The sequence below is a fragment of the Streptomyces sp. JJ66 genome (genome assembly GCF_019303495.1).
In the GTDB taxonomy this organism is placed as follows: Bacteria; Actinomycetota; Actinomycetes; order Streptomycetales; family Streptomycetaceae; genus Streptomyces.
In genome coordinates this window covers 26178-47663 of the sequence record NZ_JAEVFI010000039.1, presented here as the reverse complement: position 1 = coordinate 47663, position 21486 = coordinate 26178, and the positions used below count along the sequence as shown (strand labels likewise).

Below are 21486 nucleotides of genomic sequence, written 5' to 3'. Positions count from 1 at the left end.
TGTACCGGGGTGCGCCCATGCGGGGGCGCTTGCCCTTCAGCCCGTCGAAGAAGTTCCGGTACGCCGCATCCACATCGCGCAGCGACTGCTGCAGCACGACGGCTGACACCTCGCCGAGCCATGCCCGCTCGGGGGTGTTCTTCGCCTCGGTGATGAGCCGCTTCGACAGGTCGCCGGTCTTCGGGAATGGCCTGCCTTCGCTGCGGGCGGTCTCCCGGGCGTGGAGGGCGTCGTTGTAAACCACCCGTGCGCACCCGAACGCCCTGGCCAGCGCCGTGCGTTGACCGGCGTTCGGGTACAGGCGGAAGCTGTACCGAAGCTGCACGCGGATCAGGATACACAGTTGGTTTATGGTTATCGATGACAACATTCGCACTGGTCGTCACTGTGTCTTCCGCATGCATGTCCATTTGGTTTTTGTGACGAAGTACCGGCACAAGGTCTTCGCCGACCGGCACCTGACGCGGTGCNGCGGTGCGAGGAGATCATGCGGGCCGTGTGCGAGGACTTCGAGGCCGAGCTGGTCGAGTTCAACGGTGGAAACAGCCACGTCCATCTACTCGTGAACTTCCCGCCGAAGGTGGCCGTGTCCAGGCTGGTCAACAGCCTCAAGGGCGTCTCTTCCCGGCGGCTGCGCCAAGAGTTCCCCGACCTCGCCCGCCACTACTGGCGGGCACAACGACTCTGGTCCGGCTCATACTTCGCCGGGTCCGCCGGCGGCGCACCACTCAGCACCGTGAAGCAGTACATCGAGCAGCAACACCGGCCGCTTTGACCTGGGCTGAGGTGAACAGCCCGGATCGGTGCACACAGCCGAGGTCAAAGCAGTTCTCAGATTCGCTTCACCACCGGGCTGAAGCCCGGTGCACTGCGAATAGACCCGGTAGCCGCGCTCGGCCACAGGTGAGGAACGGAGGGCGGTTTCGCTCCTGGCGCAGTCCGTCCGTTGGCCGGATTCCGCCGGTTCGGTGCACCCAAGTTCCGCTTATCGTTCGCCCATGTTCGAATCGCGGCACCTCCGGACGTTCCACGAGGTCGTCCGAACCGGCTCCTACACGGCGGCGGCCCGGGCGCTGGGCTACACCCAGCCCGCGATCACCCAGCAGATCAGGGCGCTGGAGCGCGGCGTGGGCGCGCCGCTGTTCGTGCGCGCCGGACGCCGTATGCGGCTGACGGAGGCGGGCGAGGCGCTGGCCCGGCACGCCGGGTCGATCCTGGACAGCATGACCGTCGCGCAGCAGCAGCTCACCGCGCTGCGCCGCCTGCGGACCGGCCGCGTACGGGTCTGCGCGTTCCCGAGCGCGAGCGCGACGCTGGTGCCGGAGACACTGGCCCGGCTGGCGAGCGGGCACGCGGGGGTACGCGTGGAGTTGCAGGAGAGCGAACCGCCCGACTCGCTGCACCGCGTGGTGCGCGGCGAGGCCGACATCTCCCTCGCGTTCACCTACCCGGGGCTGCGCGAACAGGTGCCGCCGGAGCTGGTGGAGACCCCCTTGCTGGAGGACCAGTTGACGGTCCTGCTGCCCGCTGAGCATCCGATGGCCAGGCGCCGCGCCGTGCGCCTGGCGGAGCTGTCCGACGCCCGGTGGATCGCCGGATGCCTGCGCTGCCGCGCCAACTTCCTGCACGAGTGCGCCGAGCTGGGCTTCGCCCCGGACATCGCGTTCGCCACGGACGACAACCTGGTGGTGCAGAGCCTGGTGGCCGAGGGTCTCGGCATCGCGATGATGCCGGGGCTCGTGCTGTCCTTCCTGGTGCACCGCAAGGTGGTGGGCCGCGCGCTGGACCCCGCCTCGCGCCGTCACATCTCCGCCTACGTGCTGCGCGAGCACCTGGAGACTCCGGCGACGGCACTGGTGCTGCGGGAGCTGCGGACGGTGGCGGAGAACCGCGTCGGCTGCTGACCGCGCGGCCATCAGCGGGGTTTGGGATGGGTGAAGAAACCCTCGTTGGACGTGCGGGACGCGGCGCGGTGACGCTGCCCGCATGCCCCCTTCCCCCGGCTCCACCACCGCCCACACCCGTACCGGCACGGCTTTTGGCCCCGGTTCCGGCACGGCTCGCGTGCCCCGGGTCACCGGGCGGCTCGCCACGCTGGTCGAGGAAATCCGCGCGGTCGTGGCCCTCGGCCTGCCGCCGGACGTCACCGCCCGCCTCGTCGGGAAGAAGCTGACGCCCCAGCTGGGCGCGGCGGACCTGCTGACGTCCGCGCAGTGCCAGGGCGACCCCGACCACTACCGCCAGCATCTGCTGCACGCCGAGGACGACGGCAGCTTCTCCCTCGTCGCGCTGGTGTGGCTGCCCGGCCAGTGCACGCCCGTGCACGACCACGTCGCGTGGTGCGTCACCGGCGTCCACACCGGCGAGGAGCACGAGCGGCGCTACCGGCTGCTGCCCGCCGCCGCACCCGGGCGGCGCGCCCGGCTGGTGGCCACCGAGGACGTGGTGAACGCCCCCGGCGCGGTGTGCGGCTTCGCCCCGCCCGGCGACATCCACCGCGTGCGCAACGGCGGTACGCGGCGGGCGATATCCCTGCACGTCTACGGCGCGGACGTCTCCCGGCTCGGCTCCAGCGTGCGGCGCGTCTACGACGTCCCGGCCGACGCCTGATGGCGGTCCTCGGTTCCCGCCCCGGTGACGGAACAGGCGAGCGGCGACCGGTGGCCCGGCGTTCCCCGGCCCAGCAGCCGGTAGCCCCAGGTGCGGAGTCCGGGCGGGCAGCGGGAGGCCGCGTGCGCCCGCGTCCCGGGGGGCGGCGCGGCGGGGCGGGGCCGCTGCCGGGGCTCGGGCTCGTCGCGGGCGGGGTCGTCGCGGCGTGGGGGGTGCACCTGCTGCTCCCGGCCGTGCCGGTGCTGACGGCGGCGCTCGTGCTGGGCGTCGGCGCCGCGCACCTGCCGTGGTCGCGGGGGTTCGCGCGGTCCCGGGGGCGTGCCGGGCTGACGCTGGCCGGGCGGCGGCTGCTGCGCGCCGGGGTGGTGCTGCTCGGGCTCGAACTCAGCCTGGGCGCGGTGCTCGGGCTCGGCTGGGCGACGGTGACGATGGTCCTCGCGGTCGTGGCCGCGACGTTCGGCGGCACCCTGTGGCTGGGCCGGCGGCTCGGCCTGCCCGGTGACCAGCCGCTGCTCGTCGCCACCGGCTACGCGGTCTGCGGGGCCTCGGCCATCGCGGCGGTCAGCGAGGGGCGGCGCAGTGCCGAGCGGGACGTGGCCGCCTCCGTCGCGCTGGTGACGCTGTGCGGCACGCTCGCGATCGCCGTCCTGCCGCTGCTGCACGGGCCACTGGGGCTGACGGACGCCGCGTTCGGCCGCTGGGTGGGCGCGAGCGTCCACGACGTCGGCCAGGTGGTGGCCACCGCGCAGACCGCCGGTGACGCGGCGCTGGCCGACGCCGTGCTGGTGAAACTGATGCGGGTGGTGCTGCTGGCGCCGCTGGCCGCGATGGTGGCGGCGGTGGGCGTGTCGGCTTGGCGGCGGCGGGAGCACGGTGCGGGCGACGACACCCACGGCACCACGGGCCGGCGTCCGCCGCTGGTGCCGCTGTTCGTGGCCGGGTTCCTCGCCCTGGCCGCCGTCCGCAGTACCGGTCTGCTGCCCCCAGGGCTGCTGGAAACCGCCGCCGGGTTGCGCGAAGTGCTGCTGGCGGCGGCCCTGTTCGGGCTCGGCACCGGCGTCCACCTGCCCTCGCTCGCCCGCACCGGCTGGCGCCTCGCCGCCCTCGGCGCCGCCGCCTGGGCCGTCATCGCGGGCGGCGCGTACGCGGGCGTCCTGCTGACGGCGTGACGCCAGCGCCCGCGCCAGCTCGCCGCGTGAAGAGCCTCCCGGACCGTCCGCTCGGTGCACTTGGCCGGGGCGCACCGTGGGCGGCGAAGACCCCCTCTGCGCGGTGACGGGCCGGTGTGGCTCTATGCCACCGCAAGCAGTCTTATCGGCCCGCCAGGGGCTGGCCAGGGCAAGTAACTTCTCCCTGCCTACTGGACGGGTACGAGACGTTATGCTCTTTATCTGTCGCTTTGGGGCATACAGGCGCACAATGAAAGTGGCGATCAGGCCTGCTGTAGCCGAGTCCTAAGGGGGCGAGTCGCATGGCCGACGTCTCACACCGTAGAGAAGGCGTCTCCCACCGCAGGGAAGATCTGGCAGGTCACCCCGATGTCTCCGAGATGCGGGAGCGTTACGAGCGCATGCTCGGCGGCAAGGACGTGGCGTTTGTCGACGGGCCGGTGTTCCTGCTCGGTCTGTACTGCGCCGTCTCCCCGTGGGTGGTGAACTTCTCCGGCAACCAGGCCGCGCTGGCCACCCACAACCTGATTATCGGTGTGGCCCTGGGCCTGATGGCTCTGGGCTTCACGATGGCTCCCGAGCGGATGTACGGGATGAGCTGGGCCATCAGCGCCATCGGCGTGTGGCTGTTCATCTCGCCGTGGATCGTCGGTACCAGCCCCGACGCGGGCGTCATCTGGAACAACATCATTCTCGGCGTGCTCGCCTTCTGCCTGGGCATCGCGTGCGCGGTGGCGGCGATGCGCGTCAAGCGAGCCACATGAGTCACGGCACGGATTAAGGAGGCGAATCCCTCACACCGACGCCGCTCCCCGCACCAGCCCGTGGGGAGCGGCGCCGGGTGCGCGGGATCGGGCGGGTGCGGACGTGAGAGGGTCACCGCATGGCAGGCGTGCGGGTGGCGGTGGCGGTCCTGGGAGCCGCGCAGGTGGTGAAGCCGCGAGTGGGGCCAGCGCCGGGGATCGCGGTGTCGGTGGTGGCCACCGTGGCGCTGGCCGGGGTGGCCCGGCGGGCGGGGTTGACGCGGGCGCAGGTGGGGTTGGGCGTACCGCAGGCGCGGCGTGGCGTGCGGTACGGCGCGGTGTCGGGCGTGGCGGTGGCCTGCGTCTACGCGGTGGGCGCCGCGCTCCCCCGAACGCGCCGCCTGTTCGCCGACCGCCGGGCGGAGCCCACGCTCCCCGGTGTGCTGCGGCAGGCGCTCGTGGACGTGCCGCTGGGCACGGTGTTGCTGGAGGAGTGGGCCTTCCGGGGCGTGCTGCCCACCCTGCTCGCACCCCGTTACGGCCGACGGCGGGCGGACGCGATGGCCGCCACCCTGTTCGGGCTGTGGCACGTGATGCCGTCCGTAGCGCTGGCGGAGGCGAATCCGGCGCTGGCTCGCGCGAGCGCGGCGGGCTTGAACGCGGGCGGCGTCCCCCGTCCCGCCACCGACTCCGGGCACGCCACCACCACCCGGCGCGCCACGGGCACCGGCGACGACCCGCGTTCCGGTCCCGGACGGCTCGCCACGGTGGCGGGCAACGTCGCCGTCACCACGGTCGCGGGTGTCGGGTTCGGCCTGCTGCGGCGGCGCAGTGGCAGCCTGCTGGCCCCGGCGCTGGCCCACACGGCGCTGAACTCGCTCGGTTTCCTCGCCGCCCACCTGGTCAACCGCGCGGCCACCCGCCGATCAGCCGCCCGCGCGCACCACGCTCCGGATCACTACAGCTAGCGCCTGACCATGCGGAACGCCTGCCAGCTCCCGCGCGACGGCGACCCGCACGCCGGGCCGCCTCAGCGGACGCGGCGCGAGGTGTCCTCCGGTCGCGGCGTGGTGGCACCGGCGTCCAGAACGTGGGCGGGGGTGAGCAGGCCGGGCGCGTCCTGCCCGGTGGCCGCCAGCGCGGTGGCGACGGCGGGCGGCAGCGTGCCGGGGTCGAACAGGCCGCGCGCCACGGTGGCGGCCAGCCGGTGCCACAGACCCGCGCGGCGCAGCATCGCGTGGTCGCTGCCCCCGAGGACGACGCCGCACGCGGACGCCCCGGCCAGGCGGGCCCGGGCGACGAGGGACCAGGTACCGCGCGGATCGGTCATGCGGTCGCTCTCGTCGTGCAGCAGCACCAGCCGCCGCCCCGTCAGGTGCGCGACGGGCTCCCCCGCCGGGCACCACGGTGCCAGCCCGACGACGCCGCGTACCTGAGGGTGGTCCCCGACGCGCAGGGCCGCGCGGGCGCCCATGGAGTGGCCGACGAGCACCACGGGCACCGGACCCAGCCGCCGCACCAGCTCGGCGAGCGCGGCCTCGGCGTCCCGCGCGGCGTCGGCCCGCTCGCCGTTCCAGCCCCGGTGCCGGTAGCGGACCTGCGCCACCACGGGCCGCAGCCCGGCGCAGGAGCGGGCCAGCGCACGGGCGAAGGGACGCATCCGCAGGCCGGGCAGGTTCGGCCTGGGCGGGGCCTCCAGCGCCTGAGACCGGCCGCCGTGCAGGAGCAGCACCAGAGCACCGGGCTCGGAGGGGGACGAGTACAGCGCGTAGCGGGAGTGTTCCACGGGTGGTTGCCTCCGGATCATCCCCGCAGGTGCGGGGTCTCTCTGGCGATTCGGCCCCACGGCCGCTCCGGATTGCCACCTACCCCGTCTTCTGCCGGGAACGCCCGCCCTGCCCAGCGTCCGGCGACCCGCCCGCCTGCCACTCAGCCGCGCCGCTCAGCGATTCCCCGCACAGCGCCCCACCCCCCTACGCCGCGCACCGCACCCCGCCCCGGAGCGCCGGGGCGGGGTGCGCAGCAGCCCGGCGACCGACAGCGAGCCCCAGCCGACGGAGACAGCCACCGCGCCCCAGCGCCGGGTACGGCCGGGCAGCGTGCGCCCCAGCAGCACGGCGTCACCGAAGTCGGCGGCTATGCGCACGGCGGTGGCGGTGCGCAGCGCGGTGTCGTTCGGCGCGGTCAGCATCGCCAGCCCGCTGGCCGCGTCCCGCCAGGCGAGCGGGCCGAGCGCGATCGCCGTCGCGGGAGCGGTGTGGCCGGTGGCGTCCACCAGCCCGGAGGGGCGGGCGAGCAGCCGGGGGCGGGCGCTGACCAGCAGCCCGTAGGCGGCCGTCGCCGCCCCGACGAGGCGCAGCAGGGTGGCGTCCACGACGTCGGACCTCCCGGGTATCAGTCCGCCGGGCGGGCGGGCAGGAACTCCGGCAGCCCGGCGGTGGCGAACAGTTTCGGTTCGAAGAACGCGGCCACGTGCGCGACACCGGCGCCGGTGAGCGTGAGCACCTGGAGATGGAACGGCCAGTACGCGCCGTCCTCCCCGCGCATGTAGAGGCCGAAGGCGGGCTGGCCGTTCATCGCCGTGGGCACCAGCAGCATGTCGCCTGGCCCACCGGGGCAGCGGGTGTCGATCAGCTCGCCGATGGCGGCGGGGCCCTGGTACCAGCCGGTGAACGGCGGCATCTCCCAGATGGCCTCCTGGCTGAACAGCTTGACGATCTCCGCCACGTCCTTCGTCTCGAAGGCGGCGACGTACCGGTCGAGCAGTTCGCGCTGTTCCTTCCCCGTGGGCTCGACGACGGTGTCCTCGACCAGGGCGGCATGCCTGAGGTGGCCACGGGCCCGCTGGAGCGCGCTGTTGACCGACGCCACCGTGGTGTCCAGCAGCTCGGCGACCTCGGCGGCGCGCCACCTCAGCACGTCCCGCAGCAGCAGGACCGCGCGCTGTCTGGGCGGCAGATGCTGCAAGGCGGCGATGAAGGCGAGCCGGATACTCTCCCGCCCGGTGACGACGGCGGCCGGGTCCGCCCCGTCCGCCCCGACCAGAGCGTCCGGCACCGGCTCCAGCCAGGGCACCTCGCGCTGCTCCACCAGCTCCTCACGCGGCTCCGCGCTCGGCGCGCCCAGCCCCGTGGGCAGGGGCCGCCTGCTGCGGCTGGCCAGCGCGTCCAGGCAGGTGTTCGTGGCGATGCGGTGCAGCCAGGTGCGGATGGAGGAACGGCCCTCGAACGAGTCGAATGCCCGCCAGGCCCGCAGGTAGGTTTCCTGCACCAGATCCTCGGCGTCGTGCACCGAGCCCAGCATGCGGTAGCAGTGCGCCAGCAGCTCGCGCCGGAACGGGTCGGCCAGCCGTGGGAAATCCTCGCTGACCAGGTTCGCCGCCTTCTCCGCCATCGCGTCGCGCCCTCTCCTCGCCCAAGCTCTCCAGCTGTTCGTCATCCTCGCAGACCCCACTGACAACGGCTTCCCGAGCCGCCGGGACCGGCTGTGACCTGCTGAGATCCCAGCGCTCCGGGCGGCCAGCGGCGGTGGCGGGTGGCCAGGCTGCCCCTCCCCGCCCGGGGGCGAGGGCAGGGGCAGCCTGGGGCGGGTCAGCTGGTCAGCTCCGTGGCCAGGTGTTTCAGGAGCAGGTCGCGGTGGCTGTGGAGGAAGAAGTGGTCGCCGGGGAGTTGGTGGAAGGTGGCGGACGCGGTGGTGTGGTGCGTCCAGCCGCGCACCTCGGGCAGGGTGAAGCGCTGGTCGTCCGCGCTGCCGAAGATGACGAGCGGGCAGCCGACGCGGGCGTCCGGCCGGTTGCCGTAGGTCTCGGCGAGGTGGAAGTCCGCGCGGATGACGGGGAGCATCAGCTCCATGAACGCCTCGTCCTCCAGCAGGACGCGCGGGGTGCCGCCGAGGTCGCCGAGGAAGCGGCGGAACTCGGCGTCGGGCAGCTCGGACAGGGGGGACGCGGCGGGCGGCATGCCCGGGGAGCGGAAGGCCGCGACCGCGAGCCGGGCGGGCGGGCGGCCCCGGGCGTGCAGGCGCCGCGCGGTCTCGAACGCCACGACCGCGCCGAAGCTGTGCCCATACAGCGCGTACGGCTGGCCGGGGTGGTCGAGCCCGGCGGTGACGGTGGCGGCGACGTCGTCGATCAGCGGTTCCAGTGCCGTGTGCACCGGCTCGGTGAACCGTGTGCCACGGCCGGGGAGTTCGACGGGGCAGACTTCGACGGTGGCCGGGAGCGCCTGCCGCCAGTCGGCGTAGATGCGGCCCGCACCGCCCGCGTAGGGCAGGCAGAACAGGCGGAGTGCCGGGGTGGGGTGGGTCATGGCGGTCCTCGCTAGTGCCGTGTCAGTCAGGGTTTGCCCGTCAAGGAGCGGCGTCCGGTGCGGTGCGTCGCAAGGCGCCGGATCGACCTCGTAGTGGGCCTACTCGGTCGATTCGGCAACGCCGCGAGGCGCCGTGCCTGGGGGCACCGCCCAGCCGCCAGGCTGGGGGAGGCGCGACGGGGCGAACCTTGGCTGACGCGGCACTAGACCTGGCGCCGGGCGGCGCGGCGGCGTTCGGCTCGGGTGCGGGCGGGCGGAGGGGTGGCGGACGCGGGCGGTGTGGCGGGCGCGCCGGAGGTGTCGGGCGCGTCCGGCGCGGACGGTGACGGGGCCGCGTCGGACTCCGCGAGGTGGCTGGCCAGCTGGTGCACGGTGGTCCGCTCGAACATCGTGGCCAACGGGAAGGTGCGTCCCAGCGCCGTCTGGATGGCCCGGTGCAGGCGGACCATGACCACCGAGTCCACGCCCAGGTCCAGCAGGTCATCGTGCACGGTGACGGTGTCCAGGCGCAGCTCGGTGCGCAGGACACCGAGGATCGCGCGCTCGGCGTCGGAGCCCGCGCCGTCGGCGGGCGGGGCCTCGGGGGGCCGGGCGCCGGCGGAGGCACCGGCCGCCGGAGTGCGCGGGGTCGCCGCGTCCGCCGCCAGCCGGTGCAGCGCGGCCCGGTCCAGCTTGCCGCGCGGGGTGAGCGGCAGCCGGGGCACTTCGGTGAACGCGGCCGGGACGAGCGGTGTGGGCAGCACCGCCGCGAGCCGCTCCCGCAGCAGTACCTCAAGCGGCTGCTGACGCCCGGTCCCAGCGGGCTGGGCCTCAGCGGACGCGCCCGGGGGCAGGAGTCCGCCGCCCAGCAGGCCGTGCAGCAGCTCGTCGTCGGCACCGAGGGCCAGCGCGCGGCGCAGCCCCTCGGTGGCGTGCAGCACGCCGACCTGGCAAAGGCCGAGCCCGCTGCCGGGGGCGGCCTCCTCCAGCAACTGCGCCATCTGGCCCGTCTCCAGCAGGCAGAAGTCGCGGGCGCGGGTGCCGTAGAGGGGATCGACGGCGCTGCGCCGCGCCACGAAGAGGACGGAGAACGCGGCCTCTCGGAACAGCTCCCGGTTGTCCGGGACGTGCACCTCCGCGTCGAGTGCCGCGCCCGGGGTGACGCGGACCAGCCGGTGTGCACGCGGGTCGTGGTAGTAGACGCCGCCGTCCAGCCCGGTGACGCGGCCGGGGGCGAGGTAGAGGTAGGTCCGCACCGGGTAGAGGCCGCCCGCGGAGGCGTACCGGTGCTTGGGCAGCGCGCCGCCCTCGTAGGCGCGCAGGGGTTCCAGCAGGCGGGCGAGCGCGTCAAGGGAGACGGGCTCGGGGGCGTACGCGCGGTGGCTGGCCCGGGCCGGGGCGGCGGTGGGCCGGGCGCCGGGCAGGGCGTGCGCGGGGCCGGGCAGATCGGTGCGCAGGCCCAGGCGGCGGGCTTTGAAGGCAAGGCGCTCCATCGGGTCGGCGATGACGTCACCGAAGGGCTCGCGGTAGGCGGCGTCGGCGCTCCCGGCTCCCTCGGTGCTCCCGGCTCCCCCGGCGCTCCCGGCCACGTCAGCGCCGGTACCGGCGCCCGCGTGGACGGCGGCGTCCTCGGCGGCGGCGTGGGCCTGCGGCGCGTGCGAGGGGACGACGACGGCGGCCAGGCGGCGCGGGGTGCCGTTCCCGCCGATGACGGTCACCGCAGCGGCGCTCACCTCCGGCTGGCGCAGCAGCACCGCCTCGATCTCGCCCAGCTCGATGCGATGCCCACGGATCTTGACCTGCTGGTCCTCGCGTCCCAGGATCTCGATCTCGCCGTGCGGCAGCCAGCGGCCGAGATCGCCGGTGCGGTAGAGCCGGTCCCCGGTGGCCGGGTCGGTGACGAAGGCGGCGGCGGTGCGCTCGGGGTCACGCCAGTAGCCGTCGGCCAGTCCGGTACCGCCGATGCAGATCTCGCCGGTGACGCCGACGGGGCACGGCTCCAGCCGGTCGTTGCGCACGTCGATGGTCTGGTTGCGCATCGCCGTGCCGTACGGGATGGAGTCCCGCCCGGCGTCCTCGGGCACCACCTCGTGGGCGACGGACCAGATCGCGGCCTCCGTGGCACCACCGGCCGCCGTGACCCGGGCCCCAGGCGCGAGCGCGCGCAGCCGTCCGGGCAGGTCCACAGGCACCCAGTCACCGGACAGCCACACCGCCCGCAGGTGCGCGAACGCGGGGTGAGGCCGCGGCGCGGTGCCGGAGTGCTCGTCAGGCTGCCGCACGATGCCGTGAGTGGAGGTGCTGGGACTGGCGGTGCTGTGACTAGCGTCGTCTACGAGCATCTGGAGCAGCGCCGGTACGGAGTCCCACACGGTGACGCGGTGTTCGGCCATCAGATCCAGCCAGCGACCCGGGTCACCGGTGGCGTCCGGTTCCGGGAGCACGACGGTGCCGCCCGCGCCGAGCAGGCCGAACAGGTCGGCGACGGAGAGGTCGAAGCCGAGCGCGGAGACCCCGAGCACCGTGTCCCGGGGCCCCAGCCCGCACCGGTCGGCGAAGTCGGCGACGGTGTTCAGCGCCGCCCGGTGCGAGACGGCGACGCCCTTGGGGGTGCCCGTCGAGCCGGAGGTGTAGAGCACGTAGGCGAGGTCGTCCGGCGCCTGCACAGGCTCCAGCGGCTCCGCCTGTTCCCCGGGCGCCCCCGGCTCCGGGGCATCATCGGCGTCCAGCGTGACGGGCAGCGTGGTGACGCCCGTGGGCCACGTCCGCCCGGCGGGCTCGCCCGGTGTCAGCAGCAGCGTCGCGCCGGAGTGCTCCAGCAGCCAGTCCTGCCGGGCGGGCGGCAGCCCCGGATCGACGGGGAGGTACGCGGCGCCCGCGAGATGCACGGCCAGCACCGCGACCACCTGCTCCACGCTCTTGCCCAGCGCGATGCCGACCAGCCGCCCGGGGGCCGCGCCCGCCGCCCGCAGCCGGTGCCCGAGGCGGCAGGCGTGCCGGTGCAGCTCGCCGTAGGTCAGGGTGCGCCCGGCCGCGACGACCGCCGTGCGCCCGGGGTGGGCGGCGGCCTGCTGGAGGAAGCCGGTGCACAGCAGGCCCTCGGGCAGCGGGCCGCCGGTGTCGTTGGCGGCGGCGATGAGCGCCCGGTCCGCGTCCGGCATGGTGGTGGTGGCGCCGTGCGCGTCCCAGGCACCCTCGTCCTCGGCGGCGAGAGCGTGCAGCAGCCGGGTGTAGGCGTCGAACATGGCGTCCAGCGCGCCCGGCTGGAACACCGCCTCGGCCGCGTCCCAGTTGAAGGACAGCGCACCCCGGTCCTCGTAGACCTGGTGGTCGAGCAGCACCTGCGGCGTCTGCGAGACCGCGTACACCGTCTCCCCCAGCCAGCGCGCGCCCAGCTCGCCGTGCGCGAACTCCTGGTCGCGGCCCTGCTCGCGGGCGCTGGCGAAGACGACGGAGGCGAAGTCGGTGGCAGGCAGCCCGCGTTCGCGGGTGATCTCGCGCATCACCTCGACGCCGCTGACCAGCCGGTGTTCCAGGTCCTGCCACAGCTGCCGCTGGACGCGTTCGGCCAGCGCGGTGAATCCGCCGCCGGGACGCAGGTCGATCTCCAGCAGGGTGACGGTGGTGAAGTCGCCGATGATCCGGTCGATGTCGGGGTGCAGCGGGTGCCGGTTGAACAGCGGCACGTCCACGGTGAAGTGGCCGTCACGGGACCAGGTGCCGAGCACGGTGGCGTAGGCGGCGAGCTGCACGGCTGACGGGGTGAGGCCCCGGGCGGCGGCGCGCTCGCGGACCCGGGACCAGGCGGCGGCGTCCAGCCGGGCCGCGCGCCGGGTGCGGCGGACGGGGCCGTCGGAGGCCACTTCACCGTGGACGCGCAGCGGCAGCCGTGGGTTGGGCGGCAGCGTCTCGGCGCGCTCGCGCCAGTAGGCCAGGTCGCGGGTGTAGGCATCGGAGTCGCGCAGGTGCCGGGCCGCGAGCACGTAGTCGCGGAAGGAGACGGTGAGCGGGGGGAGGTCGGCGCCCGGGTCGGTGTAGAGGTCGCCGAGTTCGAGGAAGAACAGGCGGACGCTGGCGACGTCGGCGACGAGCAGGTCGATGCCGATGTGCACCCGGGCCCGGGTGTCCTCGGCCCCCGGGCCACCGGTCCAGGTGACGCGGACATCGAACAGGGGCCAGGCGTCCAGCGGCATGACCTGGTGGCTCAGCTCGGCGCGCAGCTCCCGCAGGTGGGTTGCGCGCCGGTCGGCGTCGGTGCCGCGCAGGTCGTACTCGGTGACGGGTACCTCACCCGTCTCGGACGCGGGCAGGATGCGCTGCGTGCCGTCCGAGCGCACCTCGGCCCGCAGCATCTCGTGCCGCCGGACCAGGGCGTTCAGCGCCTCGCGCAGCCGGGGCAGGTCCAGCGCGGGGGTGTCGTACTCGGTGTAGAGGTGGATGGAGGTGGAGCCGAGGTCGTAGCCGCTGCCCCGGCCGACGAGGTAGGCGTGCTGGATCTCGGTGAGCGGGAACGGCTCGTGCCGGGCGCCGGGGTCGGGGGTGAGCTGCGGACCGGTGGCGTCGCGGGGGGCGGCGTCGGCACCGGGATCGCCGGGGGCGTCGGTGCGCAGCCCGGCGTCGATACGGGCCGCCAGCTCCTCGACCGTGCCGCGCAGGAACTCGGCGAGCGGCAGGGTGACGTGGAAGTCGCGGGCCAGCGCCTGGCGCAGCTCGACGGTGCGCAGCGACTCCAGGCCGAGCCGCACGAGCGGCTGGTCCGGGGCCACGGCCTCCGGCTCCACGCCGAGCCCGGCGGCGATACGGCGCCGGATCTCGGCGGCCAGCACCTGGGGCCGCAGCTCGGCGGGCAGCGCGAGCGTCATGGACCGCAACGGGGTGGCCGGGGCGGCGGGTTCGGTGGTGGGCTGTCCGGCGGGACCGGCGGCCTCGGGGCCGGGGCCGCCCGTGGTGGCGGGTGCGGGGGCCTCGCTCACGTGCAGGGTCTTGAGCGCGTCGTCCAGGTAGCTCTGGCGGCAGGTGGTGCGGCGGATCTTGCCGCTGCCGGTCATCGGGATCTGGTCCGGCGTGACGAGCACGACGGCGTGCGGCTCGACCGCCTGGTCGGCGGCGACCGCGCTCCGGGCGGCGGCGGCCAGCGCGGGCAGGTCGAGTTCCGGGCCGGCCGGGTCGGTGACGGACTGCACCAGCACGAGCCGTTCACCCTCGTCGGCGTCCACCGAGAACGCGGCGGCCGGTGCCGTCGCGAGCGCCGGGTGGGCGCGGCGGGCGGCGGCTTCCACGTCCTGCGGGTGGATGTTGCGGCCCCGGATGATGATCAGCTCCTTGAGCCGCCCGCACACCACGATCTCGTCCCCGTGCCGGAACGCGAGGTCACCGGTGCGCAGGTAGGGGCCGTCGCCGTCAGCGAGGCGGCCGTCGAAGGTCTCGGCGGTCTGCTCGGGGCGGCGGAAGTAGCCCTGGTTGACGACCGCGCCCGCCACCCAGATCTCGCCGACCTCGCCCTCGGCGCACTCGGTGTACGCGGCCGGGTCCACGATGCGCAGCCGCACGCGCGGGTGCGGCACACCGCAGCCGACGAGGTGGGCCGTGCGCGCGGCGGCGGCCGGGTGCGCGGTGGCGTCGGCGGTGCGCGCGGCACCGTCCGCCGGGTTCGCGGTGTCGGCGGGGGTCGCGGCGACGGCTTGGTGCGCGGCGGCGGCCGGGTTCGCGGTGTCGGTCTGGTGCGCGGTGTCGGTCTGGTGCGCGGCGACGTCGGCCACAGGCGCCGCGTCACCGGCGGCGTCCGCCCTGCTTGCCGCGTCGGCAGACCGCGCGTGTCCGGCTTCCAGCGCCGCCGCGTCCAGCGTGAGCGCCAGGGGCCTCGGGCCACGGCGTCCGCAGATGCCGAGCGTGACCTCGGTGAGCCCGTAGCCGGGGAACCACGCCTCGCGCCGGAAGCCGTGCGGCGCGAACGTCTCGGTGAACGCCTCGATGGTGCGGAGCTGGATGCGCTCGGCGGCATTGAACGCGGAGTGCCAGCGGCTGAGGTCGAGCTGGGCGCGCTGCTCGGGCGTGACGCGTTCGACACAGCGGTCGTAGGCGAAGTTCGGGCCGCAGCTGAAGACGGGCGCGGTGGCGTCGGAGACGGCCTTGAGCCAGCGGAACGGTTCGGCGATGAAGTCGTCCGGCGTCAGCACGGTGCAGCGGCCGCCGACGAACTGCGACAGGGTGACCGTGCCCGCGATGCCGAGCGCGTGGTAGACCGGCATCCACGTCACCACGTCCGCGCCGTCGGGGAGTTCGGCCTGGTCCCTAAAGACGCGGAGCTGTTCGAGCAGGTTGTCCTGGGAGACCATCACCCCCTTGGGGAGGCCGGTGGAGCCCGAGGTGTACTGGAGGAGCGCCAGGTCGCGGCCGCTGACGACGGGCGGTATCCAGTCCTGGGGCGCCGCCCCGCCGCTGCCGTCGATCTCCAGCCACGGCACGTCCGGCGCGGTGGACGCCGACCAGGCCGCCTGCAACTCGGCGCGCCGCGCGCTGTGGACGACGACGGCCGCCACGTCGGCGTCCGCGCCGATCTGCAGATACCTTTCCTCCCGCGTGGCCTCGCCCTGCGGCGGCGCGCAGGTGACCACGCAGCAGCCCGCGTAGAAGCCGCCGAACAGCGCGGCGACGACATCCGGTCCGGGCGGGAGCAGCAGCAGGACGCGGCCCTTGCCCGCGCCGTGCGCCTGCAAGGTCGCGGCGACGGCACGGGCGCGCGCGTCGAGCTGCCCGCGCGTCAGGTGCGTGGCGGGCAGCTCCAGCCCGGTGCGCTCGTCGAAGCGCGGGAAGGTGAAGGCGACGGAGTCCGGGTCCCCCTCCACCCGGTCACGCAGGATGTCCAGCAGGCTCAGCGCGCTGGGACCGGTGGTGTGCGGGCTCCTGGCGGTCATGTCTCATCCCCATCTCAACGACTCAGGCATCCGGCCCGGCAACGCGCTCGCGCCCACCCCGCGTTCGACCGGCCGACCAGTATCGTAACGATCCGATCATCAACAGTAATCGTCAGGCAAGATAAGCGCGTTAAGTGAGCAAAGTCGAAAGGAGTCGGATGTGGTGAGCGAGGCGATCGACGACGGCAGCGGCAGCCAGGGCGGCGAGGCGTCCGGCGGCGGTTTCGTCACCCCGGAGCAGATCATCGACGACCTGTGGGCTCCGCGCGCGACGCAAGTGCTGGTCACCGCCGTCGAACTCGACCTCTTCTCCCATCTCGCGGCCGGTGCCCGCACGGCCGAGGCTGTCGCCACCGCGGCGGGCGCGCACCCGCGCGGCGTACGCCGCCTGCTGGACGCCCTCATCGCGCTCGGCTACCTCGACCCGGCGACCCCGCCAGACTCTGCCGGGGAAGGCACCAACACCCCTATCACGCAGCCCCGTTACACCCTCACCCCGGCCGCCCGCCGCTTCCTCGTCCGCGACTCGCCCTCCTACCTGGGCGACCTGTGCCACGAGACGCGCACCCTGTGGTCGCGGTGGCCGCGCCTCACGGACGTCGTACGCACCGGCGAGCCCACCGCGCGCTGGGAGGAGGAGCAGGACGGGAAGGCCAACTTCCCCGCCCTGGTCTCCGCCTGGTTCCCGATGAGCTTCGGCGCCGCGCGCGCCGCCGTCGCCGCCCTGCCGGAACCCACCCGCGCGGGCATCCGCCGCATCCTCGACGTCGCCGCCGGGTCCGGAGCGTGGTCGCTGGCCTTCGCCCTGGACCAGCCCGAGGCCCGGGTGACGACGGTGGACCACGCGGAGGTCACCGAGGTCACCCGCGCCCACGCCGCACGCTTCGGCGTCGCCGACCGCTACGAGCACCGCTGCGGCAACCTCCGCGACGTCGAGTTCGGTACCGGCTACGACCTGGTGACCCTCGGGTACATCGTCCACACCGAGGGGCCACGGTGGGGTCCGAGGTTGCTGGAGAAGGCGTACGCCGCGCTGCGCGAGGGCGGCACGCTGCTGATCGGCGACTGGCTGCCCAACGAGGCCCGCACCGCCCCGGACCTCCCCCTGGTGTTCGCCGCCACCGACCTGCTGCTGTTCTCCGAGCACGGCGACGTCTTCCCGCTCAGCACCTACCGCGCCTGGCTCACCGCCGCCGGTTTCCGCACGGTCGAAACCCTCGACGTCCTCGCCGCGTCCCCCCTCATCGTGGCCACGAAGTAGCAGACACCGCGCACGCCACCCCGGGCAGCGCCGCACGCGGCGCCGTGACGAGCTCGTCGAAGGCCGCCACGGCACCGCTGCGGAACCGCTGTCGCAGACATCAGCGCGGGGCAGCAGGCGCGCTCCAGCCGTGTGGCCGGCACGCAGGAGCGGCAGCTCGCTCCGGTACTGTCCTGCGGCTGTCCCCTACTGCTGCTCCGGCTGTCCCTGCTGCCCGGCCTCTTCGGTCATGTCGGTGGTCTCTCCCTCGGGCGGCGCCTCCACGGAGATGTCCGTGCCGAAGTCGCTGAAGGTCATCACCGTGCGGACCGTGGCCTGGTCGGGCGCGGCGGAGGCACTCTGGGAGGCGCCCTCCGGAGGCCGCACCGTCAGCTCCAGCTGCTGGCGCCGGATCAAGCCGTCCTCATCCAGCCACAGCTCCATCGGAATCGCCTCGCCAAGCGTCTTCCGCAGCTGCTCGCCCTGTTCGAGCTCCGCGACGTCGATCTCCACCCGGTAGTGCGTGGTGTTGACGCCCTCGATCTCCTCGCTGCCCAGCTCCTTGACGTCCTCCTCGGAAATCGCCTTGGCGAACTCCGCCGTCGCCGCCGGGTTGTTGGGCTGCGAGCCGCCGTTCACACCCTGCGTCTGCGCCAGCTCCGCCAGGTCGATCTTCACCCACGGCTTGCCCGACGCGGGCGTCTGGTCCTGCGGCAGCTTCTGGTACAGCACGCCGTCCACCACGCGCTGCTCGATCTCCGTCCCCTCCGCGGTGATCGTCATCTCGCTCTCGCCGCTGGCGAAGTCGAGCATTCCCTCGCCGCTGGCCTCCACCTTCTCCGACCCGGCCTCGGTGACCGACTTCAGCGTGAAAGTGGCCGACTCCTCCTTCGACGTCGTGTCGTAGGCGGCGCGCACCGCTTCGGTGTCGCCACCGGCCTGCTGCCCACCCGCCGGCTCGCTCGACTGCTTGCCGTCGCCGCCCTCGGCCCCGTCGTCGCTCCCGCACGCGGCCAGCGGCACACACGCCACCACCCCGGCCACCGCGAGCGCCGCCGTTCTGCCCACCCTGTTGCGCACGAACACCGCGAACCCCACCCTTTCCGTCAACCTCTCTGACGCGGAGCCGTGTGCCCGTGCCATCCACCGGTATGCGGCCCCCTTCGCGCTTGGCTGAAAACCATCGCTCGGCGCCCTGCTCGGGTAGGGCGCCGCAGGGGCTTTGGCGGCGTCAGGGGCAGGCGGGCACGGCCGCGTGCACGGCCCGGTGCACGGCGCGCGCCAGCCGCGCGCCCCACAGCGCGCGGGGACCGGCGAACGCGTGCACCTCACCGCCGGGCAGCGGCGTCCGCGCGGCGACACACACCGCGTCGGTGGGGGTGCCCGAGCAGTCGTACCCGGCGTCGAGGAGGGCCTGCACCTTGGCCTCGGTCGCCGTGGCGACGGCGTTGACCAGCGCGGCGTCCGTCAGCGCCACCGGCACGGCGACGACGATGTTGATCGTGCCAGGACCGGCCGGTTCCGCGCTGCCCGGCACCGGGGAGGCAGCCCACCCGCGCACGTCCACCCCCGCCGTCGCGACCGCCTCCGTCCCGCCGTCCCCCGCCCACGCGTAGGCGGACACCGCGGCCGCCGTCATCAGTCCCACCCCCTGCCCCGTGGCACCCGCCCCGTGCGCGAGCGCGGCCAGGTGCCGGGCCGGATCGGTACGCCGGTAACCGTGCGAGACCTGCGCATTGAGGACCCAGGCACGCTCCCCGAGCCCGCCGCCCAGAACAGCGCTGCTGATCATCCGCCAGCCCGGCCCGGCCTCCCACAGCAGAGCGTCCAGCCGCTCACCGTCCTCCACCCGGGGCACGCGCCGCACGGACAGCAGGCCGGAAGCCGCACGCGGCGGCGGGAGGACAGCGGTCACCGGACGCAACTCCTCGAACAGGCGGGAACCGGCCGATCGTACGCCGCCGCTCCTTTGCCGGGTGGACCGGCCCTACCCCGCCGCGCGGGCGGCGTGGACGGTGGTGGCGGTGAGGAGGAACGCGTCGGGGCGGTGCGGCAGACCGGCCGGATCGCTTTGGTCCAGCAGGCGCTCGATGGTGGCCCGGTCCTCAGCGTCAAGCCACTCACCGGACTGTTCCACCGTGCGGGTCAGGCGCATGTGCAGGTACGCGCGCACCCGCTCCTCCAGCGGCGCCGGGTACTCGGTGAGGAAGCTGCGCGTTCCGGCGTGCGTGAGCCCGGCGCGCGTCAGCATCCCGGGCCAGTCCTCCACCGTGGACACCGTGCCGGGCAGCTCCGCGCGCATCGCGCTGAACCCGTCCTCGGCGGCCGCGTCCAGCCGCGCCTGCAAGCCGGGGCGTCCCAGCCCGATGTCGCGCGGCAGGTACCGCGCGGGCAGCCCCCGCTCGACGACGGCCAGCAGGCCACCCGGCCGCACCGTCGCCGCCAGCGCGTCCAGAGCCGCCTGCTGGTCGCCCAGGTGGTGCACGGCGTGGCGGGACCACACCACGTCGGCCTGCGGCAGCTGACGGAACTGCTCCGGCAGCTCGGCCCGCCGCGTGCGTACCCGGTCCCCGAAGCCCAGCTTCCGCGCCCGCCCACGCGCCCGCTCCAGCAGCCCCTCCGCCTGGTCCACGGCGACGACCTCGGCGTCCGGGAACGCCCGCGCCAGCTCGCAGGCGACGACCCCGGGGCCGCTCCCGACGTCCACCACCCGCCCTGCCGCGCTCCCCCGCAGCTCCCGCAGCCACTGGCCCGCCTCCCGGAAGCATCCCGCGTACAGCTCCGCCTCCTGCTCCAACTGCTCGGCCAGGGCCTCCCACTCGCTATCCGTGTACGGGTGGTGAGCACCGTCGTGCTGGTGGTGATGCGACGCCATGCCAAGCTCCTCATCGTGGGAACGCCCTGCGGACGCCCCGAGCCTGCGCGCCCCACCACGGCCCCGGCAAGCAGCCTTGCCGTTCCCGCAAAACCGTGGCCAGGACGCACGGAGGGCCGCCACCCGTATGGAGGTGGCGGCCCTCATGGCGACCGGAGTGACGACCGGAGCGGTCCGGCGGGTCAGGCCACCGGGGCCGGGTACGTCGGGTACTCGGCGCCGGAGACGTGCTGGACGACGCGCACGACCTGGCAGGAGTAGCCGAACTCGTTGTCGTACCAGAGGTAGAGGATCGCGTTGTCACCGTCCACCTTGGTGGCACCGGCATCCACGATCGAGGCGTGGCGCGAGCCGATGAAGTCACTGGAGACCGCGTCCGGGGCGCTGATGAAGTCGATCTGCCGCTTGAGCGGAGACATCAGCGAGACGTTGCGCAGGTAGTCCAGCACCTCCTGGCGCTCGGCCCCGCGTCCGAGCTGGAGGTTGAGGATGGCGATCGAGACGTCCGGCACCGGCACCCGCACCGAGCTGCCGGTGATCTTCGCCTTCAGGTCGGGCAGCGCCTTCGCGACGGCTGAGGCGGCCCCGGTCTCGGTGATGACCATGTTCAGCGCCGCCGAGCGGCCCCGGCGGTCGGAGCCGTGGTAGTTGTCCAGGAGGTTCTGGTCGTTGGTGAACGAGTGGACGGTCTCGACGTGGCCGCGCACGACGCCGTACTCGTCGGCCATGGCCTTCAGCGGCGGAACGATCGCGTTGGTGGTGCAGGACGCACACGAGATGATCCGCTCGTCCGGCTTGATGGTGTCGTGGTTGACGCCGTGGACGATGTTGGGCACGTCGCCCTTGCCCGGAGCCGTCAGCACCACCTTGTCGATGCCGGGCCGCAGGTGCTTCGAGAGCCCCTCGCGGTCGCGCCACCGGCCGGTGTTGTCGATGAGGATGGCGTCCTTGACGCCGTACGCCGTGTAGTCCACCGCCGTCGGGTCATCGGAGTAGATGACCTTGATCTCGTTGCCGTTGGCAATGATCTTGCTGTTTGCCTCGTCCACGGTGATGGTGCCCTGGAACTGGCCGTGGATGGAGTCACGGCGCAGCAGCGAGGCGCGCTTGACGAGGTCGGGCCCCTTGCCCTTGCGCACGACGATCGCCCGCAGCCGCAGCCCGTTGCCGGACCCGGCCTTCTCGATCAGCAGCCGGGCGAGCAGCCGCCCGATGCGGCCGAACCCGTAGAGCACGACGTCCCGCGGCTCGCGACGGTCGATCTTGTTGGCCCCGGTCGCCCCGGCGACGGCCTCCGCGGTGAACTCCGCCACCGACAGCCCGCGGTCGTCGGTCTTGTACGTCGCGGCGAGCATGCCGATGTCGATCTGGGACGGGCCGAGATCGAGGGCGGTGAGGGCCTGGAGGAACGGCATCGTCTCCGTGACGGACAGTTCCTCCCCGGCTATCTGCCGGGCGAAGCGGTGGGTCTTCAGGATGCTGACCACCGACTTGTTCACCAGGGAGCGGCTGTGCAGCAGAACCGTCACGTCCCGCTCACGGTGCAGCTTCCCGATGATCGGGATCATTGACTCCGCGATCTCCTCGCGGCATTTCCAGTTGGTGAACGCGTCGTCGTTGACAGTCACAGTTCATCTTTCGAGCTAGGC

Annotated in this window: 16 protein-coding genes and 1 pseudogene; 7 read left to right on the top strand and 10 right to left on the bottom strand. The window is 73.9% G+C overall.

All coding sequences use genetic code 11. The features are described 5' to 3' along the window. Positions 1 to 325 (bottom strand): helix-turn-helix domain-containing protein (locus JJV70_RS21135; protein WP_219049627.1); only part of this gene is annotated, 325 nt, incomplete at its 3' end. A 25-nt stretch (positions 326 to 350) separates the two neighbouring features. On the opposite strand from JJV70_RS21135, the pseudogene tnpA reads away from it, so the two are divergent. The 6 genes and pseudogenes from tnpA (at position 351) to JJV70_RS21105 (ending at position 5490) form a co-directional block, all read left to right on the top strand. Beyond that, positions 351 to 775: pseudogene (gene tnpA, locus JJV70_RS21130) on the top strand (IS200/IS605 family transposase). A 223-nt stretch (positions 776 to 998) separates the two neighbouring features. Next, positions 999 to 1904 (top strand): LysR family transcriptional regulator, encoded by a 906-nt coding sequence (locus tag JJV70_RS21125; RefSeq protein ID WP_219049626.1) that lies wholly within the window; start codon positions 999 to 1001, stop codon positions 1902 to 1904. 82 nt (positions 1905 to 1986) lie between these two features. Further along, complete coding sequence (locus tag JJV70_RS21120) at positions 1987 to 2610, top strand: cysteine dioxygenase family protein (protein WP_219049625.1); 624 nt, start codon at positions 1987 to 1989, stop codon at positions 2608 to 2610. Between the two features lie 122 nt (positions 2611 to 2732). Continuing rightward, positions 2733 to 3779, top strand: coding sequence for a putative sulfate exporter family transporter (locus tag JJV70_RS21115; RefSeq protein WP_308294943.1), 1047 nt, complete (start codon positions 2733 to 2735; stop codon positions 3777 to 3779). 302 nt (positions 3780 to 4081) lie between these two features. Beyond that, a complete protein-coding gene (locus JJV70_RS21110) occupies positions 4082 to 4543 on the top strand; it encodes an SPW repeat protein (RefSeq protein ID WP_219049623.1) in 462 nt (153 codons plus the stop codon). A gap of 119 nt (positions 4544 to 4662) precedes the next feature. Next, positions 4663 to 5490 carry a CPBP family intramembrane glutamic endopeptidase gene (locus JJV70_RS21105; protein WP_219049622.1) on the top strand — a complete coding sequence of 276 codons (828 nt, stop codon included), beginning with the start codon at positions 4663 to 4665 and terminating at the stop codon, positions 5488 to 5490. Between the two features lie 62 nt (positions 5491 to 5552). On the opposite strand, the gene JJV70_RS21100 is transcribed toward JJV70_RS21105, so the two are convergent. From JJV70_RS21100 to JJV70_RS21080, 5 genes are all read right to left on the bottom strand, one after another. Next, positions 5553 to 6308 (bottom strand): alpha/beta hydrolase, encoded by a 756-nt coding sequence (locus tag JJV70_RS21100; protein ID WP_308294942.1) that lies wholly within the window; start codon positions 6306 to 6308, stop codon positions 5553 to 5555. A 156-nt stretch (positions 6309 to 6464) separates the two neighbouring features. Further along, on the bottom strand, positions 6465 to 6896 hold the full coding sequence (locus tag JJV70_RS21095) for a hypothetical protein (protein ID WP_308294941.1): 432 nt from the start codon (positions 6894 to 6896) through the stop codon (positions 6465 to 6467). A gap of 20 nt (positions 6897 to 6916) precedes the next feature. Next, positions 6917 to 7915, bottom strand: a complete 999-nt coding sequence (locus tag JJV70_RS21090; RefSeq protein ID WP_257574321.1) for a sigma-70 family RNA polymerase sigma factor — start codon at positions 7913 to 7915, stop codon at positions 6917 to 6919. Between the two features lie 197 nt (positions 7916 to 8112). Then, complete coding sequence (locus JJV70_RS21085) at positions 8113 to 8829, bottom strand: thioesterase II family protein (RefSeq protein ID WP_219049619.1); 717 nt, start codon at positions 8827 to 8829, stop codon at positions 8113 to 8115. A gap of 203 nt (positions 8830 to 9032) precedes the next feature. Then, on the bottom strand, positions 9033 to 15722 hold the full coding sequence (locus JJV70_RS21080; RefSeq protein WP_219049618.1) for a non-ribosomal peptide synthetase: 6690 nt from the start codon (positions 15720 to 15722) through the stop codon (positions 9033 to 9035). A gap of 163 nt (positions 15723 to 15885) precedes the next feature. Here JJV70_RS21080 and JJV70_RS21075 point away from each other — a divergent pair, with 163 nt between their 5' ends. Continuing rightward, positions 15886 to 16983 carry a class I SAM-dependent methyltransferase gene (locus JJV70_RS21075; RefSeq protein ID WP_219049617.1) on the top strand — a complete coding sequence of 366 codons (1098 nt, stop codon included), beginning with the start codon at positions 15886 to 15888 and terminating at the stop codon, positions 16981 to 16983. A 186-nt stretch (positions 16984 to 17169) separates the two neighbouring features. Here JJV70_RS21075 and JJV70_RS21070 read toward each other — a convergent pair whose 3' ends face one another. From JJV70_RS21070 to JJV70_RS21055, 4 genes are all read right to left on the bottom strand, one after another. Further along, the gene (locus tag JJV70_RS21070) at positions 17170 to 18048 is read right to left on the bottom strand and encodes a hypothetical protein (RefSeq protein ID WP_219049616.1); all 879 of its coding nucleotides are present in this window, start codon (positions 18046 to 18048) and stop codon (positions 17170 to 17172) included. A gap of 145 nt (positions 18049 to 18193) precedes the next feature. Further along, on the bottom strand, positions 18194 to 18877 hold the full coding sequence (locus tag JJV70_RS21065; protein ID WP_219049615.1) for an adenosylcobinamide amidohydrolase: 684 nt from the start codon (positions 18875 to 18877) through the stop codon (positions 18194 to 18196). Between the two features lie 72 nt (positions 18878 to 18949). After that, positions 18950 to 19837, bottom strand: a complete 888-nt coding sequence (locus JJV70_RS21060) for a trans-aconitate 2-methyltransferase (protein ID WP_219049614.1) — start codon at positions 19835 to 19837, stop codon at positions 18950 to 18952. Positions 19838 to 20019: 182 nt separating this feature from the next. Then, positions 20020 to 21465, bottom strand: coding sequence for a glyceraldehyde-3-phosphate dehydrogenase (locus JJV70_RS21055; protein WP_219049613.1), 1446 nt, complete (start codon positions 21463 to 21465; stop codon positions 20020 to 20022). Between the last annotated feature and the right edge of the window lie 21 nt (positions 21466 to 21486).

Bases quoted from the DNA above. Each gene is read 5' to 3' on its own strand.
- JJV70_RS21125 (WP_219049626.1), top strand. From the start codon at position 999: ATGTTCGAATCGCGGCACCTCCGGACGTTCCACGAGGTCGTCCGAACC.
- JJV70_RS21120 (WP_219049625.1), top strand. From the start codon at position 1,987: ATGCCCCCTTCCCCCGGCTCCACCACCGCCCACACCCGTACCGGCACG.
- JJV70_RS21110 (WP_219049623.1), top strand. From the start codon at position 4,082: ATGGCCGACGTCTCACACCGTAGAGAAGGCGTCTCCCACCGCAGGGAA.
- JJV70_RS21105 (WP_219049622.1), top strand. From the start codon at position 4,663: ATGGCAGGCGTGCGGGTGGCGGTGGCGGTCCTGGGAGCCGCGCAGGTG.
- JJV70_RS21090 (WP_257574321.1), bottom strand. From the start codon at position 7,915: ATGGCGGAGAAGGCGGCGAACCTGGTCAGCGAGGATTTCCCACGGCTG.
- JJV70_RS21085 (WP_219049619.1), bottom strand. From the start codon at position 8,829: ATGACCCACCCCACCCCGGCACTCCGCCTGTTCTGCCTGCCCTACGCG.
- JJV70_RS21080 (WP_219049618.1), bottom strand. From the start codon at position 15,722: ATGACCGCCAGGAGCCCGCACACCACCGGTCCCAGCGCGCTGAGCCTG.
- JJV70_RS21060 (WP_219049614.1), bottom strand. From the start codon at position 19,837: ATGGCGTCGCATCACCACCAGCACGACGGTGCTCACCACCCGTACACG.